Annotated in this window: 21 protein-coding genes and 1 riboswitch; of the genes, 18 read left to right on the top strand and 3 right to left on the bottom strand. The window is 55.8% G+C overall.

What is annotated here, in order from left to right; translation table 11 throughout:
• The 11 genes from PHD44_RS10320 to PHD44_RS10270 form a co-directional block, all read left to right on the top strand.
• On the top strand, nt 1-338 hold a 338-nt coding region (locus tag PHD44_RS10320; protein ID WP_300191259.1), incomplete at its 5' end, for a transposase.
• 217 nt (nt 339-555) lie between these two features.
• Entirely contained in the window at nt 556-1257 is a 702-nt protein-coding gene (locus PHD44_RS10315) for an IPTL-CTERM sorting domain-containing protein (RefSeq protein WP_300191257.1), read from the top strand.
• Nucleotides 1258-1503: 246 nt separating this feature from the next.
• Entirely contained in the window at nt 1504-2574 is a 1071-nt protein-coding gene (locus PHD44_RS10310) for an IS30 family transposase (RefSeq protein WP_300191256.1), read from the top strand.
• A 187-nt stretch (nt 2575-2761) separates the two neighbouring features.
• Nucleotides 2762-3178 (top strand): RNA polymerase-binding protein DksA, encoded by a 417-nt coding sequence (dksA, locus tag PHD44_RS10305; RefSeq protein WP_300191253.1) that lies wholly within the window; start codon nt 2762-2764, stop codon nt 3176-3178.
• Nucleotides 3171-3770 carry a peptidylprolyl isomerase gene (locus PHD44_RS10300; RefSeq protein ID WP_300191264.1) on the top strand — a complete coding sequence of 200 codons (600 nt, stop codon included), beginning with the start codon at nt 3171-3173 and terminating at the stop codon, nt 3768-3770. The genes dksA and PHD44_RS10300 overlap by 8 nt, the downstream gene beginning before the upstream one ends.
• Nucleotides 3771-3774: 4 nt before the next feature.
• Nucleotides 3775-4899: a ribonuclease D gene (gene rnd, locus PHD44_RS10295; RefSeq protein ID WP_300191250.1), complete on the top strand. Its 1125-nt coding sequence runs from the start codon at nt 3775-3777 to the stop codon at nt 4897-4899.
• Between the two features lie 75 nt (nt 4900-4974).
• Entirely contained in the window at nt 4975-5196 is a 222-nt protein-coding gene (locus PHD44_RS10290) for a BolA/IbaG family iron-sulfur metabolism protein (protein ID WP_300191248.1), read from the top strand.
• 250 nt (nt 5197-5446) lie between these two features.
• A complete protein-coding gene (locus PHD44_RS10285; protein WP_300191245.1) occupies nt 5447-5770 on the top strand; it encodes a DUF1244 domain-containing protein in 324 nt (107 codons plus the stop codon).
• Entirely contained in the window at nt 5763-6374 is a 612-nt protein-coding gene (locus PHD44_RS10280; RefSeq protein ID WP_300191244.1) for a cation transporter, read from the top strand. Before PHD44_RS10285 ends, PHD44_RS10280 begins: the two co-directional genes overlap by 8 nt.
• Before the next feature lie 156 nt (nt 6375-6530).
• Nucleotides 6531-6770: an AbrB/MazE/SpoVT family DNA-binding domain-containing protein gene (locus PHD44_RS10275; protein ID WP_290678773.1), complete on the top strand. Its 240-nt coding sequence runs from the start codon at nt 6531-6533 to the stop codon at nt 6768-6770.
• A complete protein-coding gene (locus tag PHD44_RS10270; protein WP_300191240.1) occupies nt 6767-7204 on the top strand; it encodes a type II toxin-antitoxin system VapC family toxin in 438 nt (145 codons plus the stop codon). Before PHD44_RS10275 ends, PHD44_RS10270 begins: the two co-directional genes overlap by 4 nt.
• A gap of 65 nt (nt 7205-7269) precedes the next feature.
• Here the strand turns inward: PHD44_RS10270 and PHD44_RS10265 are convergent, their stop codons facing one another.
• Entirely contained in the window at nt 7270-8190 is a 921-nt protein-coding gene (locus PHD44_RS10265; protein ID WP_300191239.1) for a hypothetical protein, read from the bottom strand.
• A 38-nt stretch (nt 8191-8228) separates the two neighbouring features.
• Here PHD44_RS10265 and PHD44_RS10260 point away from each other — a divergent pair, with 38 nt between their 5' ends.
• Nucleotides 8229-8990: a hypothetical protein gene (locus PHD44_RS10260; RefSeq protein WP_300191236.1), complete on the top strand. Its 762-nt coding sequence runs from the start codon at nt 8229-8231 to the stop codon at nt 8988-8990.
• Nucleotides 8991-9023: 33 nt separating this feature from the next.
• On the opposite strand, the gene PHD44_RS10255 is transcribed toward PHD44_RS10260, so the two are convergent.
• Complete coding sequence (locus PHD44_RS10255; protein WP_300191233.1) at nt 9024-9500, bottom strand: peroxiredoxin; 477 nt, start codon at nt 9498-9500, stop codon at nt 9024-9026.
• 85 nt (nt 9501-9585) lie between these two features.
• Entirely contained in the window at nt 9586-11475 is a 1890-nt protein-coding gene (thiC, locus tag PHD44_RS10250; RefSeq protein ID WP_300191231.1) for a phosphomethylpyrimidine synthase ThiC, read from the bottom strand.
• Nucleotides 11476-11526: 51 nt separating this feature from the next.
• A riboswitch (TPP riboswitch) is annotated at nt 11527-11628 on the bottom strand.
• Between the two features lie 143 nt (nt 11629-11771).
• Here thiC and PHD44_RS10245 point away from each other — a divergent pair.
• The 6 genes from PHD44_RS10245 to murU all read left to right on the top strand — a co-directional run bounded on the left by PHD44_RS10245 (nt 11772) and on the right by murU (nt 16558).
• Nucleotides 11772-12014 (top strand): type II toxin-antitoxin system Phd/YefM family antitoxin, encoded by a 243-nt coding sequence (locus PHD44_RS10245; protein WP_298220271.1) that lies wholly within the window; start codon nt 11772-11774, stop codon nt 12012-12014.
• A gap of 34 nt (nt 12015-12048) precedes the next feature.
• Complete coding sequence (locus PHD44_RS10240) at nt 12049-12435, top strand: type II toxin-antitoxin system VapC family toxin (RefSeq protein WP_300191228.1); 387 nt, start codon at nt 12049-12051, stop codon at nt 12433-12435.
• 32 nt (nt 12436-12467) lie between these two features.
• Nucleotides 12468-12590, top strand: a complete 123-nt coding sequence (locus PHD44_RS10235; RefSeq protein ID WP_300186763.1) for a hypothetical protein — start codon at nt 12468-12470, stop codon at nt 12588-12590.
• Nucleotides 12591-12926: 336 nt separating this feature from the next.
• On the top strand, nt 12927-13592 hold the full coding sequence (locus tag PHD44_RS10230; protein ID WP_300191225.1) for a protein-L-isoaspartate O-methyltransferase: 666 nt from the start codon (nt 12927-12929) through the stop codon (nt 13590-13592).
• A 416-nt stretch (nt 13593-14008) separates the two neighbouring features.
• Nucleotides 14009-15493, top strand: coding sequence for a TolC family outer membrane protein (locus PHD44_RS10225; protein ID WP_300191224.1), 1485 nt, complete (start codon nt 14009-14011; stop codon nt 15491-15493).
• A gap of 375 nt (nt 15494-15868) precedes the next feature.
• Nucleotides 15869-16558, top strand: coding sequence for an N-acetylmuramate alpha-1-phosphate uridylyltransferase MurU (gene murU, locus PHD44_RS10220; protein ID WP_300191262.1), 690 nt, complete (start codon nt 15869-15871; stop codon nt 16556-16558).
• Nucleotides 16559-16939 lie beyond the last annotated feature (381 nt).

The following is a 16939-nucleotide window of genomic DNA, read 5'->3' as shown; positions in this document are numbered from 1 at the left end:
ACGACGGCCTGTATTGCCAGCGGGGAGAGGCGGAGAACCGGATCAAGGAGACGCAGCTTGATCTGTTCGGCACCCGGGCTTCCAGCCAGAAATTTCTGACCAACTGGCTGCGCATCCTGTTCTCGGCGTTGGCCTATACCCTGATGCAGCGCCTGCGCGAGATGGCGCTGGCCGACACCGAACTGGCACGGGCGAGTGCCGCGACGATACGCGTGAAACTCTTTAAGATCGGCGCGGCGGTGATCCGCAACACCCGGCGCATCCGCATCCTGTTCGCCTCGCATCATCCCTTGCGCGAGGTCTACCTCACCGCCGCGCGTGCCCTGACTTCACCCTGAGCCAACTCGAGTGCGGCCCCGACATGTTGACGCTTCGGGGGTAGGGGGAGGTTTGCCCGAAATTCAGGAAATGGCTCAAGGATTGAGCAATCGACGCCATTACCCCATCAGCCTTGCCCAGCATGTCACGGGAATGTGCTCAAATCATGGGGCGGTGAAATATCCGGGCTAGGATACAATCGATCGTAGATAGTTTTGCTTCAAATGGAGTTGTGTCATGTCAAAACGTTTCATCCTTTCTGGAATTTTCAGCCTGTTTTTTGTTACCGCCACCGCCGCGCAGGCGGCGCCCATTCAGTATGTTCTGAACATCCAGCAGGCATCGGGTAGTCTTGGTGGCACGGCATTCGGGCCCGGCGCAACCGCGCTAATCTCAATCAATGCAGATACAGCGAACATTGTAGCCACGCAGGTTGCGGGCGACCCTGGCCACTGTGTACCTGCCGATTCAGCAACGATCAGCGTCAATGGTAGCAGCCCACAAGCAATCACCAACGCCAACTTCTGCTCAACGGATGATGGCCTTTACATGGGGCTTACACCCGTTGCCACCAATCCAAGCTTTGGTGATTTTACTGTGGTGATGGATATCAGTGATACCGTTTCCGGTTTTCCCGGCGGCACTTGGGATCTGGCCAGCCCAAACAACTTTGGCCCGGTAACCCATGTCCCCGATGACATTGGCACAGGCGGATCAGCGGCAGCCGTAACGCTTGCAGTCGGCGGCACGTATTATATGACCGCTCCGGGCGATGCTCTCCCCGCCGGCGCTACCGGCTCCACACTGCAAGTTTCCCCCGGTGGCGCCGCCATTTCATCCATTCCCACATTATCCACCTGGGGTCTGGCTTTGTTAGCCCTGCTGGTAACGGGCATGGCTGGTTTTGGCCTGAGGACGCGCGCAGCCAAAATGGGCTAAAGCAAGCGAAGCGTCCGCACATCGGGCGCAATTCCTGAATGACCGCCACGAGCAATCTTCACGCGAGTGAGTGATTGCTCTGTTAGCAACCTGATGCAGAGTCGATCTCCGACTGGGTACGCTTACCCACCGCGCTTTGCACGGAAATGGGTTAAGCCCCAACCAAATAAAGAATATTCTTTCCAATCGCGCAAACACTTGGCGCGCTCAAAACCCAAGTGCAACATTTTTTGAGGATAATGTTGCATGGGAAAAATCTACAAACAGTTGAGTATTGAAGAGCGGGCGCTGATCCAAACGCAGCTGGCGACGGGGGTCAAGCCGGCGACCATTGCCATGGGACTGAATCGCTCGGCATCGACCATTTCCAGGGAGCTGCGTCGCAACGGCTGGAGACGACCGAAGACGCCGCGCGGCCCAGGGCGACCTTCCGTGACCGGCGGTTACTGCGCCGAAGCGGCTCATAAGCGCGCCCAAGCAAGCACGGTCAAACCCCGCGTCGAGCGCCGCCTGCGACCAGGAACCCCTTTGTGGGCGCATGTCATGCGCTATCTGAAGACGGGCTACTCGCCCGAGCAGATTGCTGGCACACTGGCACTTGTGCACGCTAACACCCCATCGTTGCAGGTTTCTCACGAAACCATCTACACCGCGATCTACGCCATGCCACGCGGTGCGCTGCGCACGGAAGTGATTGGCTGGCTGCGTTTTGGCCATGCCAAACGCCGCCCCCGTGCGCGTGGTGAAGATCGACGCGGGAAGATACCCGACATGGTCAGCATTCATGAGCGCCCGCCTGAGATTGAAGAGCAGCTGGTACCGGGGCACTGGGAGGGCGATCTCATTAAGGGCGCGTACAACCGCTCGGCGGTCGGCACCCTGGTGGAGCGCACCACGCTGTTCACCGTGCTGTCCAAGATGGACAACGCCAGCGCTGAAGCGGCACTGAGCGGGTTCAGTCATGTGCTCAATCGTATCGAGGCGCAAAAGCGCTTGTCGCTGACCTACGATCAAGGCCGGGAGATGGCGCAACATCGGCGGCTGACAGAAGCAACCGGTGTGAACGTCTACTTTGCCGATCCCCACAGCCCTTGGCAGCGCGGCATCAACGAGAACACCAACGGCCTGCTGCGGCAGTACCTACCCAAGGGGAGCGACCTGAGTGGCTTCACTCAAGAAGAGCTGGACGCGATTGCCTGGCAACTGAACACGCGACCACGCAAATCGCTGGGCTTTAAGTGTCCAGCTGAGTTGTTTACACCGGACGCCTTCGACTTCAAGCAGCATCATGCTGCTCTTTTTGCACTTGGTCATTGAAACCGCCCTTTCTGAAATGTGCAGATATTGGCGACAGTGTTGCCCGCAATAACGGCGTTGCGTAGGCAGTCAGCTAAACTTATACTCACGGGCTGTTTGCGCGTCGGCAGTGTGTTTTTCACTTGCCTTTGCGTTTGGTTTTTAGACAACGGCGCGCTTAACGCAAGCCGGAATGAGGTTTTGGTACATGGCAGTCACGCTCCCGCCCGGTTACAAGCCTTCGGAATCCGAAGAATACATGAACCCCATGCAGCTCGAATATTTCAAGCAGAAGCTGCTCACTTGGCGTAATGAACTACTCGAAGAATCCGAAACTACGGTCAATCACCTGCGTGAAGAAAACTGGCAGGAACCGGATATCAACGACCGGGCATCGCTCGAGTCGGATGCTGCCTTGGAGCTTCGCACCCGTGACCGTTATCGCAAGCTGATCAACAAGATCGACAAGGCCTTAAAACAGATCGCGGAAGGCACCTACGGTTATTGCGAAGAAACGGGTGATGAAATCGGCATCCGTCGCCTCGAAGCCCGCCCGATCGCCACGCTGACCATCGAAGCCCAGGAACGGCACGAGCGGCTGGAGCGCGTACAGCGTGATGAATAAAAGCCGTCGCCTATTTTCGACCGTCGCCGTCGCTTGCCTTCTCGGTTCAACTTCATCCGTCTTTGCGACCGAAGCGACAAAGGCCAAACCTGTTTCCGTTCAAATCGCCACCAACATGGGGGCGATTACCGTTGAACTGGACGCAGCCAAAGCACCAAAAACGGTCGAAAATTTCCTGAGCTATGTGAAGTCGGGGTTCTACAACGGCACGATCTTCCATCGCGTCATTCCCGGTTTCATGATTCAGGGTGGTGGTTTCACACCTGATTTCCGCCAGAAACCGACCCAAGCGCCGATCGTCAACGAAGCCGACAACGGCCTCGGCAACCGGCGCGGCACCATCGCCATGGCGCGCACCAGCGATCCTGATTCGGCCACGACCCAGTTTTTCATCAACGTGGCCGACAACAAATTTCTGGATTACAGCGGCCCTTCCACGCAGGGCGCAGGCTATGCCGTGTTCGGTCATGTAACCTCCGGCATGAATGTTGTCGATCAAATCGTCAGCACGCCAACCGGTGCAGCAGGCCCCTTCCCTCAGGATGTGCCGAAAAAAACCGTCCTGATCGAATCCATCAAGGTTCTGCCCTGAGCTCGTGACTATCACGGACAGGTTCGGGCTTGCGCAACAGCCCCGGTTAATTCAATCCTCATCGGCACTACAAGACGTTTGTGGCCAGTTTGTCGAATCAACCTGGGCCACAATCGACACGGAGTTCATGCGGGAATCCACCTATTTCCCACAACTGTGCCTGGTACAGATCGCCATCCCTGACGCCATCTGGCTGATCGATCCGCTGACCGTGCCGTTGGCTCCTTTGTGGCATGAACTGAACCGAACATCTTCCCCACTGGTCTTCCATGCCGCAGAGCAGGATCTGGAACTGATCTATCTTCACTCCGGCGCCCTGCCGCAAACCCTGCGGGACAGCCAGATCGCTGCGGCCTTTTTAGGGCTTGGCGAACAAATCGGCTACGCCAACCTTGTTCATCGCCTGCTGAATGTTGAACTCGATAAATCACAAAGCCGTACGAATTGGGCTCAGCGCCCACTAACCACAGAACAGCAACACTACGCGGCTGATGACGTCCGCTTTTTACGCAGCATGTACCCCCTGCTCCGCGAGCAGTTGGCCACCAGAAACCGGCTGGAATGGTTCGACGAGGAGTGTGCGGCACTGAGCGACCCCCATCGCTTCCAACCGCAGATGACCGGTCTCTGGCGCAAGGTGCGCGGTCAACAGACCTTGCGCGCAGCGCAGCGCGCCGTACTCGATGCAATCACGACCTGGCGGGAAGCATGGGCGCGCGAACTCAACCTGCCCCGGCGCTGGGTCTTGAGTGACGAGCAGGCGCTGGAACTGGCCGGCTCACGTCAGTTCCGGCCCAACCTGTTGAACCCCAAAATTGCACGACATCACCTGAGCGACGAACAAATCGATGAATTACGCGCCACCATCGAGCGAGCCAAACAGTTGCCGCCGGAAGCTTTCCCCCAGTGGCAGGCATTCCAACGCACCGACCCCGAAACGAATGCCATTCTTGGCCGTATGCAGGCTTTGGTGCAGGAACTCAGCAAGCAAATGGAAATCAGTCCATCACTACTCGCCACCACTGACGATATGCTGCGCTTGATACGCGCTCCCGATACCCCGAACAAACTCACAACCGGTTGGCGCAGCGACGTGATCGGTTTGCCGCTAAAATCACTACTCGATTAATACAGAAAAAGTAAGCACGCCATTTGTGCAACAGACTGGCTGTTTTTAACCACGCACATAGACTGAGGTTACGCCATGAATCCCGCCGAAATCGTTTCCATGATTCAAAATGAAATCCCCGATGCCGAGGTTCACCCCAAAGGCGAAGGTTGCAACTTTAAGATCACGGTAGTGAGTTCCGAATTTGCAGGTAAAACCATGCTGCAACAGCACCAGCGCGTGAACAAGATACTGGCGCCATCCTTAGCTTCCGGTGCGCTGCATGCCGTGACCCTGGTCACCCGGACACCTGCCTGAAAAATTCTGGGTACCTCGAAAAACCGTCACGGGCTGACGCCAGCTCCGCGTTAGCGGCCCGAGTGCAAGGCGGCCGGAGCGCAGCGACCGAGACATATCAAATAGATAGGCGGGCTTTCGCCAGCTACACGTTAGGGAGCGAGCACCGCCCAACGCAGCAATCGGGTCGCGGGCTGTCGCCAGCTTCGCGTTCAGTAGGTTTTTCGAGGTGCCCTTCTGTCGAACTTCAATCAACGCTGGAAATACACCGATGAACGAACACAACACCTCAACCGCCGATGCAAAAGACAAAACCGAATGGGAAGCCGCCGCCTTCCGCCGTCTGGTCGCGCATCTGCAAGAACGAACCGACGTACAGAATATCGACATGATGAGCCTGACCGGATTCTGCCGGAACTGCCTGTCACGCTGGTATCGCGAAGCCGCCGAGGAACGGGGTACCAAGCTGAGCGACCACGATGCGCGCGTGGCGATCTACGGCATGCCCTACGACGAGTGGAAAAAGCGCTACCAAAGTGAAGCCAGCCCGGCGCAACAAGAACAATTCAAAACCGCGATCAAGCAACATGAGTGAGCTTGGTGCACACGGTCCATTGCGACGAGCCGTCCTGTGGGTGGCGTTACTGAACTTCAGTTATTTCTGGGTCGAGTTCACTGTTGCCCAATCGATCGGCTCGGTTTCCCTGTTTGCGGACTCCATCGATTTTCTCGAAGACACCGCGATCAACCTGCTGATCCTCATCGGCATCGGGCTCAGCCTCGCTTACCGTGCCCGACTGGGTATGCTCCTGGCAGGCGTCCTGCTCATTCCGGGCGTTGCCACCCTATGGATGGCCTGGAACAAGGTCGTCAGTCAGGCGCCACCCGATGCCTTTGATTTGAGCCTGACCGGGTTGGGTGCGTTGTTCGTCAATCTGATCTGTGCCTTCCTGCTCGTCCGGTTCAGACATCACCAGGGTAGTCTGACCCGCGCGGCCTTTCTTTCCGCCCGAAACGATGCACTGGCCAACGTCGCCATCATCGCGGCGGGCTTGCTCACCCTATTATGGCATTCGGCTTTGCCCGATCTGATCGTGGGCTTGGGGATTTTCCTGATGAATCTGGACGCAGCCCGCGAGGTCTATCAGGCCGCCCGACGGGAACATGCCGAAACGCGACAACAACAGCCACAACCTTAAATCGGCTGATCCAAACAAACCAGTGCTCGGATGGAGCATTTCGACAAAATCTACCAGTCTCATTCCTGCGTACTTTTGACCAACCTGCTGATTTGACACCGCCCAGCAGCAAGCATATGCTCCGGCATATGCCAAAAAGCAAGAAGCGAGGTTGCCATGCACACAGAACGACACGTTCGCTTGTTTCGCAACGGCCGAAATCAGGCTGTTCGGATACCGCGCGAGTTCGAGTTTGATGTCAGTGAAGTCATCATGCGTCGGGAGGATCACCGCCTGGTAATCGAACCCGTACGCAAAAAGGGGTTACTAGCCACTTTATCCACTATGCACAACATGGAAGATTCTTTCCCGGATATAGATGAAGACCTCCAGGCCTTGGACGAGACAGACCTGTGACCCGACCGGCGACCCAACCTGTCACTCAGGCATCTCGTTACCTGCTGGACACCAACATCATCTCTGATTTAGTTAAGTGGCCACGGGGTGAAATCGCCCAAGCAATCACTCGTGTAGGTGAGGATGCCGTGTTTACCTCAATTATCGTGGCTTCCGAACTGCGTTATGGGGTAAGCAAAAAAGGATCAAACAAGTTGGCCTTACAAGTCGAAACCATTCTGGCCGAAATGGAAATTGCGCCCTTTGAGCAACCTGCGGATCAGATTTATGCACAGGTCCGGCATCATTTGACGCAATCGGGCACGCCCATCGGCCCTAACGATTTACTGATTGCCGCTCATGCACTGGCGCTGGATGCGATCTTGGTCACCGCCAATGAGGCCGAATTTGCTCGGGTTCCGGGCTTAGCGGTGCAAAACTGGTTGAACTATTGATGCGGGTTTTCCCGCTCCACCGAAATTGCCGCACAGGGACTGACGCCCCTATCCACACTACCTATTCACCACTTGGGCCAATGCCCACTCAGGATAGCCTGCGCCACCTTGTCGCTGAAATAAGCGACCTTGGCGTTCTCATAGGGCTGGGTATCGTTTGCCGTCATCATCCGGTAATAGCCTGCGTAGATGGCTATCAGTTGGGCGGGCGTGTAGCCCTCGACCTTCATTGGGTCGGGGTAATCGCTGGCTAACTGCGCCAACTGCTTTTGCGTCAATTGCGCGATGTGCACGATGGCTTCGACAAGCAGATCCTTGCTGTGTGGCGGGGCTGTTTTTGCCAGGATGGCGGCCGCATCCGACACTGCATTCGGGTGCGATTGAACCAGTGCGGCAACGTCATCGAGCATTTTTGCCGCCCCATGCAAGGCACGGCTGGCCGGTACCGGAAAGCCATTGCCGCCGGTGGATTCCACCTGCAGTTTGGCAATGGCGATAACGACACGCAGTCGGGGCAAATCCAGCTCACGCGCCCGACGATCGGCTATATCCAGCGAATTGGGCGTGATGGCCATGCCACTACCCAACCAGCGTTGCAGCGTGGTTGAGAGATTTTCCCGCTCGACGTACTGAAATTGCCCGATCGTCCAAGGTAAAATCTTGTCGGTGGGCACGTCGTTGACGACCTCCTTCGCGCGTGCCGTCGGTGCCGTCATGATTTGCTCGGAAGCACCCGACGGGCTGCAGGTACCATACATGGTCTTGTCTTCGCCATTGACGACATCAGACAGCTTGATATTCACGGTGCCATCGGCATTGATGCGCTGGATGATGCCATCAGCGTAGCCGTCATCCAGCAGGTTCTCGGAATAAAGTGGAATGAATACCCGGTCGCCCACCTTGAAGCTGGCCGCAAAAGTAGTGCCGGCGGCCATCAGCGATAAACAGATGCCGGCAACAAAAGGAATGAATCGTGAATTGCTCATATGACGCTCTTAATCTCACCGTGCATTGGTTATAGCAGATGACACTGAAAAAACTATCCGTGCGCGATGCCTGGGGGCTGATCGAAGTCATCGAAAGCGCCGGGGAAATCACTTTGCACTTCGGTAACCACACCGCACAATCCGGCTGGTATCCCGCCCAACCGACCGAACTGGCCTTCGGTTACTACCGCGCCTTGCTCGTGGGGCTGGTTCTGCACCCCGATCCACGCCGCCTTAATTTGTATGGTCTGGGTGGCGGCGTGCTGGCGCGATATTTATTGGAATATACCGATATTTCCGTTCACGCGCACGATCTTCGCCCCACACTCGCGCCCATCGCCCAGCAATACTTCGGGCTGGATCTCGATCATCCCCGCCTGCAGCTCCAATTTGGCGACATCTGCGCGAGCGATGAACTGGAAGCCATTCCAGCCGCAGACATCCTATGGGTCGATATTTTCGATGAGCAGGGCATGGTGCCGATCCCGACGCGCAGCCTGGCGCAATTGGCTTCGCAACTGGGTGACAACGGCATTCTGTGCATCAATATCTGGCGCAATGAACTGGGTGATGTAACGGACCTGACCCGCGCACTGGAACGTTTCTTCGCGCCCGATCCGCTCACGTTGCACGTACCCGATCGATACAACACCGTGCTTTGCTATCGCGTGGAACCCTGGGCGCAGGATGATTTGCTGCAAAGCCACGGACGCATCAAGCGCTTTTCACCCCCGGTACAGGAAACACTCAGGGAAGCGCTGGGATGGCTGCAACCCCTGCCCCAACGACGTTCTCGTTAAAAAATCTTCAGCAATCCAATTCAAAGACTTAGATTACAGCGCCGCGAGCACCGCCTCGGCGGATGAATTGGCAAGCCCCGATTCGTCCACCCCAAGCCATTCGACCACACCATTTTTCACGATCATGGCGTAGCGCTTGGAGCGTATACCCATGGCACCATTGCTCATATCCCGCTCCATGCCCAACGCGCGGGTGAATGCGCCATTGCCGTCGGAAACCATGCGTACCGAATCACCCACGTTCAGGTGCTCGCCCCAGAACTTCATCACGAAGGGATCATTGACCGCAACGCAGAAAATATCGTCAATGCCTTTTGCCCGAATCTCCTCGTTGTGCATTAAAAAACCGGGCACGTGCGCGTCCGAACAAGTGGGGGTGAATGCACCCGGCACGGCAAACAGCACAATGCGCTGTGCAGCCGTCATTTCTGTTACAGAGCAACCGTTTAGCCCTTGTTCACCTCGGTGATAGAGGGTGGCTTCCGGTAGTTTTTGTCCGACTTCGATCATGGCTCAATCTCCCGTACATTATGCTTTTACAGAAAAAACCCGCGTCCGATTGAACGCGGGTCGCAGATCACTTCTCGGCATTCGATCAGATGCGACCGTACACCTCGGCGCCCTTTTTCACAAACTCGACCGACTTTTCTTCCATGCCTTTCTTGATGGCTTCGATCTCATCGACCCCAAGCGTTTCGGCATAGTCGCGCACGTCCTGCGTGATCTTCATCGAGCAGAAATGTGGGCCGCACATGGAGCAGAAATGCGCCACCTTATGCGCTTCGGCCGGCAGGGTTTCATCGTGGTACTCACGCGCCCGCTCCGGATCGAGGCCCAGATTGAACTGATCGGCCCAACGGAATTCAAAACGCGCCTTGGATAGGGCGTTGTCGCGCACCTGCGCGCCGGGGAACCCCTTGGCCAAGTCGGAAGCATGTGCGGCGATCTTGTAGGTGATTACCCCTTCGCGCACATCGTCCTTGTCCGGCAGCCCCAGATGCTCTTTTGGCGTCACGTAGCACAGCATGGCGGTGCCGTACCAACCGATGTTCGCAGCGCCGATGCCACTGGTGATGTGGTCATAGCCGGGCGCGATATCGGTCACCAGCGGGCCGAGCGTGTAGAACGGAGCCTCGTAGCAATCGGCCAGTTCCTTGTCCATGTTCTCCTTGATCATCTGCAACGGCACATGGCCGGGGCCTTCGATCATCACCTGCACATCGTGCTTCCAGGCGATTTTGGTCAACTCGCCCAGGGTTTGCAGCTCACCGAACTGCGCCGCATCGTTCGCATCGGCCAGGCAGCCGGGGCGCAAGCCGTCGCCCAGAGAGAACGAGACATCATAAGCTTTCATGATCTCGCAGATGTCTTCGAAATGCGTGTACAGGAAATTTTCCTTGTGATGCGCCAGGCACCATTTCGCCATGATCGAACCGCCACGAGATACGATGCCCGTCACACGTTCGGCCGTCAGCGGCACATAGCGCAGCAGCACACCGGCGTGGATGGTGAAGTAATCCACGCCCTGCTCCGCCTGTTCGATCAGCGTGTCGCGGAAAATCTCCCAAGTGAGGTCTTCGGCCTTGCCGTTGACCTTTTCCAACGCCTGATAAATCGGCACGGTGCCGATCGGCACGGGTGAATTGCGCAGAATCCATTCGCGGGTTTCGTGAATGTTCTTGCCGGTGGACAGATCCATGATGGTGTCCGCGCCCCAACGGATGCCCCAGACCATCTTTTCGACTTCTTCGGCGATACCTGAAGTGGTCGCCGAGTTGCCAAGGTTACCGTTGATTTTCGTGCGGAAATTTCGGCCGATAATCATCGGCTCGATTTCAGGGTGATTGATGTTCGCCGGGATAATGGCGCGCCCACGGGCGATTTCATCCCGCACAAACTCAGGGGTAATTTCATCGGGAATCGATGCACCAAAGGACTCGCCCTTGTGCTGACGCAGCAGCGCTTTGTAACGCGGATCGGCGCGCATTTCCCTCAAGCGGTTGTTTTCCCGGATCGCCACGAATTCCATTTCAGGCGTAATAATGCCTTGCCGGGCGTAATGCATCTGCGAGACATTCTTGCCCGGCTTGGCCTTGATGGGCGTACGGATATGACCAAACCGCAGGCCTGCCGTTTTCGGGTCGTTCAAACGCGCCAGGCCATATTCGGAGGACGGGCCGCTCAAGGTTTCGGTATCGGCGCGCTCGGCGATCCAGTTCGCCCGTAGCGGTTCGAGCCCCTTGAGCAGGTCGATCTTGACCGTAGGGTCGGTGTACGGGCCGGAGGTATCGTAAATCGTGATCGGTGGATTGATTTCCACGCCACGATCCGTTCTGGTCGGCGTCAACGTCACTTCACGCATCGGCACACGAATATCCGGGCGCGAACCCGTCTGGTAAATTTTGGTACTGGCAGGAAACGGTGCGATGACCGACTCGGACAACCCCGCCGTTTTGGCTAAAAAATCACTCGGCACTGCGCTCATGTCAAACCCCATATTAAATTAATGAGTGACTTGCAGGCGAGGAAGGGCGCAGGACTTAACGGCCGACTTCCCTCCGCCGGTGCAAGCCGGATCAGGTTCCAAGGGACTCTCTCAGCGACACACAAAACATGTGCCGCACCCCCAGTCGATGAAAGAGAACGTATATCAGGCGAGGTCAAAAGTCCAACGAGAATACAGGCACGACGATTATTTTGAACCGCAAACACCCTTTTCGATTGACAACCGCGAAAAACTGGCTAATTCTAGCTAATGCGTATGAGCAGAGGAAGAACCCTATGTCTTCGGTAAACATGCTGGAAGCCAAATCCACACTTTCCCGTCTGGTTGAAGCGATTGAACAAGGTCGGGAGCGCGAAATCATCATCGCCCGCCATGGCCGCCCAGCTGCCAAGCTCGTCCCCATCGATACACTTGAAGGCCAGCGAATAGGTATCGCAAAAGGATTGTTTGAAGTTCCAGAAACGATCGACGCACATAACGATCTTGTGCGGGCTTTGTTTACTGACCCGAATTCATAAACCAAATACCGGTCACTGAAGGCAATAGCGCCAAATGAACCTCCTACTCGACACCCACGTCGCACTGTGGGCCATCACGGACGACCCCCGTCTTCCCAGCGACGCGCGCGAGCGCATTCAATCGCCAAAAACAACCGTATGGATCAGTGCGGCCACGCTTTGGGAAATTGCCATTAAGTTTTCACTTGGCTGGGGTGACATGCCCATATCGAGCCACGATGCTTTGCGTTACTTTCAGGATTCGGGCTACCGCTTCTTACCGATCGACGCAGAACATACCATCGCTACGGAAACACTCATACCGCACCACCAGGATCCATTTGATCGCATTTTGGTCGCACAGGCACTCACTGAGCCCATGCGCCTGATGACACACGACAAAACCGTCGCCCGTTACAGCGATACCATTATTCTTATTTAGGGAACCTCTGATTGAATCCCTCGTGAGCCGAGTTGCTGATCCAAAAGCCGCAAAACGAGGCAGAGGCCGCAGGTCGTAGTTTACGCTACGATGCCAAGGCCGATAACGAAGTGTTGCGGCTTTTGGGCGGCAACCCGCATGGGACGGGCTTTTGAGGGCGATTTACGCGCAGCTGGCGTAAGCCCGCTTTGTTGCGCCGCTCACGAATGGAATAACCATTAACGCGGGCTTGCGCCTGCTTCGCATTAAGCTGGCGCAAGCCCGTTTCGCACCGCGCCTTGCGACTCATCCCTCAAAAGCCCGTCTCGGCCACGAAGGATTCAATCAGAGGTTCCTTAGGTTAAGACCAGTGATGCTTCGTCAGGAATCATGGTCATAGCCGCCCGCATTCGGTATATTGGCGGGCTGATTGACCATTCGATCCGAAGGTTTTCCGGCCGGATCGAAGCCGAACACTATTCGACAGGCATAAATAAACAGGATCCTCCCGCATGATGGCTTTTGATACTGAACGCGCCCGCTTCAATATGGTTGAGCAACAAATTCGCCCCTGGGATGTGCTGGACAAACGGGTACTCGACACCCTGTTCAAGATTCCACGCGAACATTTTGTGCCCGCTGAACAGCGCCAATTCGCCTTCTCTGATATCGCGCTGCCGATCGGCCACGGCGAAACCATGTTGCCGCCCGTTGTTGAAGGCCGAATTCTGCAATCTTTGGCCGTAGCACCCAACGAACGCGTTCTGGAAATCGGCACGGGGAGCGGATTTTTCACCGCATGCCTGGCTCATTTGGGGCAAAGCGTCCACACCGTGGATATTTACCCCGATTTCACCCAATCGGCCGCGGAGAAACTCGCCGCGCTGGGCATTGAACGCGTGGTGCTCGAAACCGGTGATGCCGTCAACGGCTGGGCTGGCAACGAACGCTTTGATGTGATTGTGCTCACCGGAGCCGTGCAACGCATTCCCGAATCCTATCGGCAGCAGCTCAATGTCGGTGGCCGCTTGTTTGCCATCGTCGGGCCCGAACAGAACATGTCCGCCACCATGGTGACACGCCAAGCCAACGATCAGTTCGATACGCAGAACCTGTTTGAAACATACACACGCTATCTCAAAGGGGCAGAACCCAAACCACAGTTCTCGTTTGCGTGAGTTGAATCTGGATTCGGCATCAGGCATCCATGGAAACTATGCTAAATCCCCCTCGTTCCCCCTTTTACAAAGGGGGATGCGTTTATGCCTGAGGCCGGGCTGATTCACCCCCCCCCTTCATACATGTGGGATGCGCCTATGCTTGAAGCCGGGCTGATTTACCCCCCTTCATACATGTGGGATGCGCCTATGCTTGAAGCCGGGCTGATTTACCCCCCTTCATACATGGTGGATGCGCCTATGCTTGAGGCTGGGCTGATTCACCCCCCTTTGAAAAAGGGGGGCAGGGGGGATTTACCGAGTCGCAACCGGTGCCGGATGGAATTTCTGCATTCGCGCAGAGAATATCTACCCATCCAGGCCATCTTTGAGCTAGTGTACTGATAGCTGGCTAATAATATGATGAGGAATTAACCATGACGAGTCACTCCCACCCCCATCGGTTGAAAAAAACCGTACTGGCAGCGCTTGTGGTCATCGGCGCGTATGGCTCACCCGCTTTTTCAGCCGACCTGATGGATATCGTGACACTAGCCGAACAGAATGATCAAACGCTGCTTGCAGCCCAGCAGAAGCGGTTATCCATTCAGGAAAACACCCCCATTGCACGATCAAACCTGCTACCACAAATTGGCGCCAGTGCAGGCTTGAACTACAGCCGAACCGACATCAAATCAAATGGCGTCCCCAATGCGCCCACGGTCATCGAAGGCAGTGGCCGCAACCTCGGGCTGAGCCTGAACCAGGTAATTTACAATCGGATCGATAATCTCAATCTGGGCATAGCCGATCTGCAAGCCAAACAGGCCGACCTCGACTACGCGGCAGCCCAGCAGGATCTGCTCTTGCGGGCCAGCACAGCCTACTTCGCCGTGCTGCAAGCCAATGCCAGCCTGCAACTGGCGGTTGCGAGTCAAAAGGCATTCAAAAACCAGTTGGAGCAGGCGCAAAAACGCTATGAAGTGGGCCTCGTGGCCGTTACCGATGTCGCCAATGCACAGGCCAATTACGATAAGGCCAATGCCGACATCATCACCGCTCGAAATGCGCTTGAGAATGCACAATCCCTACTTGCAACCATCACCGGCAAACTGCCATCCGAGCTCGATGATGTCCGGACAAGCCTGTCAACACCTCGCCCCGAGCCCGCCAATCCCGAAGAGTGGATTAATCTGGCAACCAAACAGAATATCTCGCTCCAAAGCGCCCAAATCGGCGGCCAGATCAGTCAGGAGAATATCGCCATCAACCGCGCAGCACGAATGCCCACGGTCGATCTGACCGGGCAATACGGCTACAACAGCACACTAAGTCAGTTCAATGGCCGGCAATCCAGCAACCTGGCCGCCAGCATCGGCCTACAGGTTTCCGTACCGCTTTATACCGGCGGACGGATCAATGCCAAGTCACGCCAGGCTGCCTACCAATATCAGCAAACACAGAACGAAATCGAAAACCTGCGCCGCACCGTGCAACAGGGCACAGCCAACGATTACCGGGGCGTGATCACCAGCATCAGCGAAATCACCGCGTATGGACAATCGGTAGAATCCGCCCGCACCAGCCTGGCCGCGACCGAAGCCGGTTACCAGGTTGGCACCCGTACCATCGTCGATGTACTCAATGCACAGATCCAGGTGTTCAGCGCCATGGCAAACTTCCTCAATGCCCGCTACAGCTACCTGACCAACTACCTCAAACTCAAGGCAGATACCGGCCAGCTTTCACTCGATGACATCAAGGCCGTCAACGCGCAGCTCGTTCCGGGCAAAATCAACGCCCTGATTGCACCACTGATGAACAGCGGGAAGGAAAGCTCAAAGTCCCAACAGCAAATGATCGAACGCGTCATCCAACGTGCGGCGAAAACAGTTAAATCCAATACGGCGGATCAACACTAAAGCCTCGTCACGTTCGAAATACCCAGTCTGAACCCAGTCTGGTTTGAATGCCCGGTTAGTTTAGAAAATCCCCCTCAATCCCCCTTTGAAAAAGGGGGAGGAAAGTAAGCGCCGCGTTCCTCTTTTCAAAAGTGAGGTGGCGTGCGCATCGCATGCGCCACCGCAAAAGGGTACAGCGAGCATCTTAAGTACCCCGGCACCTTAATTCGACGAGGGTCAAACGAATATCGAGCGCATTACCTCCCCCTTTTTCAAAGGGGGATTGAGGGGGATTTATTCTGGAAAACCGTTACAGTGCCACGCCAGTTTGATAAAAAAAGACTGTACAGCTTCTTCGAGGTAACCACCCGACTCATGCCAGACTTAGCTCAACCCATTCGCGCCATGATCCTCGCTGCAGGGCGCGGCGAACGGCTCCGACCACTAACAGATCACACTCCAAAACCTTTGATACCCATACAAGGCAAACCGCTGATCGTTCACCACATCGAACGACTAGCCAAGGCGGGCATTACCGACATCATCATCAACCTCAACCATCTGGCTGAGCAAATCCCTGCCGCGCTGGGCGATGGCAGCCGCTGGCATGTCCACCTGCACTACTCATGGGAAAACCACCTGCCCGAAGCCCTGGAAACCGCCGGTGGCATCCGCCACGCCCTGCCCTTGCTGAGTAGCACCTTTATCCTGGTCAACGGCGACATCTTCACCGACTTTCCATTTGATGAATTGCTCAACAACCCACTCAACCCTGAAATCGATTTTCGACTGGTGATGGTCGCCAATCCCGAACATCACCCCAAGGGCGATTTTTCGCTTAACCGACAACAACTGGGATTGTGCGAGACAGACGCGCAAGAAGCGGACACCTGTCTGACCTATGCCGGCATCGGCCTCTATAAAAAATCGATGTTTGCCGGATTACCCGAAGGACAGCGTGCCCTTGGGACGCTGTTACGGGAAAAAATCGCCACCCAGCGTGGGCAAGGGCAAGTATTTTCCGGCTTGTGGGTCGATGTCGGCACTCAAGAGCGACTGGAACAGGTGCAGAACCCCATCAAATGAGCGAGACGTCAACATATTCCGAGGAACAAAACGCTTTTCCAAATGACATTTTTGTTTAGCTTGTCGCCTGGCTTTGTCGCCATGTTTTTATTCTGTCTGCATAACTAAGCAGGTAGTACGCCAGAATGTGCGCTAAACAAAGCCACATTCAAGTGCTGTGAGATTCCGGACGATTGTATTGATATAAGGGCAGCTCGAATAACCCGAGATTTTCAATGAATTCTGCCACTGAGTCATGCCTGTGGCCGAATCCGGCTCAAATTTCACAACAAACGACGACCTTTCCAAGCAGCATTGCCCGGTTTTTACGCCGAATCGCCATGGTAGGTGGCGGTTCGGCCCATTTTGGGCGTTATGCAGGCACAATGCCCTTTCTCTGAA

Source organism: Halothiobacillus sp., from assembly GCF_028710545.1.
In the GTDB taxonomy this organism is placed as follows: Bacteria; Pseudomonadota; Gammaproteobacteria; order Halothiobacillales; family Halothiobacillaceae; genus Halothiobacillus.
Note: the sequence above shows the minus strand (reverse complement) of the source record. Positions and strands in the feature narration are given on the sequence as shown.

Coding starts and splice junctions, on each gene's coding strand:
- PHD44_RS10300 (WP_300191264.1), top strand. CDS start 3,171: ATGAATAAAAGCCGTCGCCTATTTTCGACCGTCGCCGTCGCTTGCCTT.
- PHD44_RS10290 (WP_300191248.1), top strand. CDS start 4,975: ATGAATCCCGCCGAAATCGTTTCCATGATTCAAAATGAAATCCCCGAT.
- PHD44_RS10230 (WP_300191225.1), top strand. CDS start 12,927: ATGATGGCTTTTGATACTGAACGCGCCCGCTTCAATATGGTTGAGCAA.
- PHD44_RS10285 (WP_300191245.1), top strand. CDS start 5,447: ATGAACGAACACAACACCTCAACCGCCGATGCAAAAGACAAAACCGAA.
- dksA (WP_300191253.1), top strand. CDS start 2,762: ATGGCAGTCACGCTCCCGCCCGGTTACAAGCCTTCGGAATCCGAAGAA.
- PHD44_RS10280 (WP_300191244.1), top strand. CDS start 5,763: ATGAGTGAGCTTGGTGCACACGGTCCATTGCGACGAGCCGTCCTGTGG.
- PHD44_RS10255 (WP_300191233.1), bottom strand. CDS start 9,500: ATGATCGAAGTCGGACAAAAACTACCGGAAGCCACCCTCTATCACCGA.
- PHD44_RS10260 (WP_300191236.1), top strand. CDS start 8,229: ATGACACTGAAAAAACTATCCGTGCGCGATGCCTGGGGGCTGATCGAA.
- PHD44_RS10265 (WP_300191239.1), bottom strand. CDS start 8,190: ATGAGCAATTCACGATTCATTCCTTTTGTTGCCGGCATCTGTTTATCG.
- PHD44_RS10225 (WP_300191224.1), top strand. CDS start 14,009: ATGACGAGTCACTCCCACCCCCATCGGTTGAAAAAAACCGTACTGGCA.
- PHD44_RS10240 (WP_300191228.1), top strand. CDS start 12,049: ATGAACCTCCTACTCGACACCCACGTCGCACTGTGGGCCATCACGGAC.
- PHD44_RS10315 (WP_300191257.1), top strand. CDS start 556: ATGTCAAAACGTTTCATCCTTTCTGGAATTTTCAGCCTGTTTTTTGTT.
- PHD44_RS10310 (WP_300191256.1), top strand. CDS start 1,504: ATGGGAAAAATCTACAAACAGTTGAGTATTGAAGAGCGGGCGCTGATC.
- PHD44_RS10245 (WP_298220271.1), top strand. CDS start 11,772: ATGTCTTCGGTAAACATGCTGGAAGCCAAATCCACACTTTCCCGTCTG.
- thiC (WP_300191231.1), bottom strand. CDS start 11,475: ATGAGCGCAGTGCCGAGTGATTTTTTAGCCAAAACGGCGGGGTTGTCC.
- PHD44_RS10275 (WP_290678773.1), top strand. CDS start 6,531: ATGCACACAGAACGACACGTTCGCTTGTTTCGCAACGGCCGAAATCAG.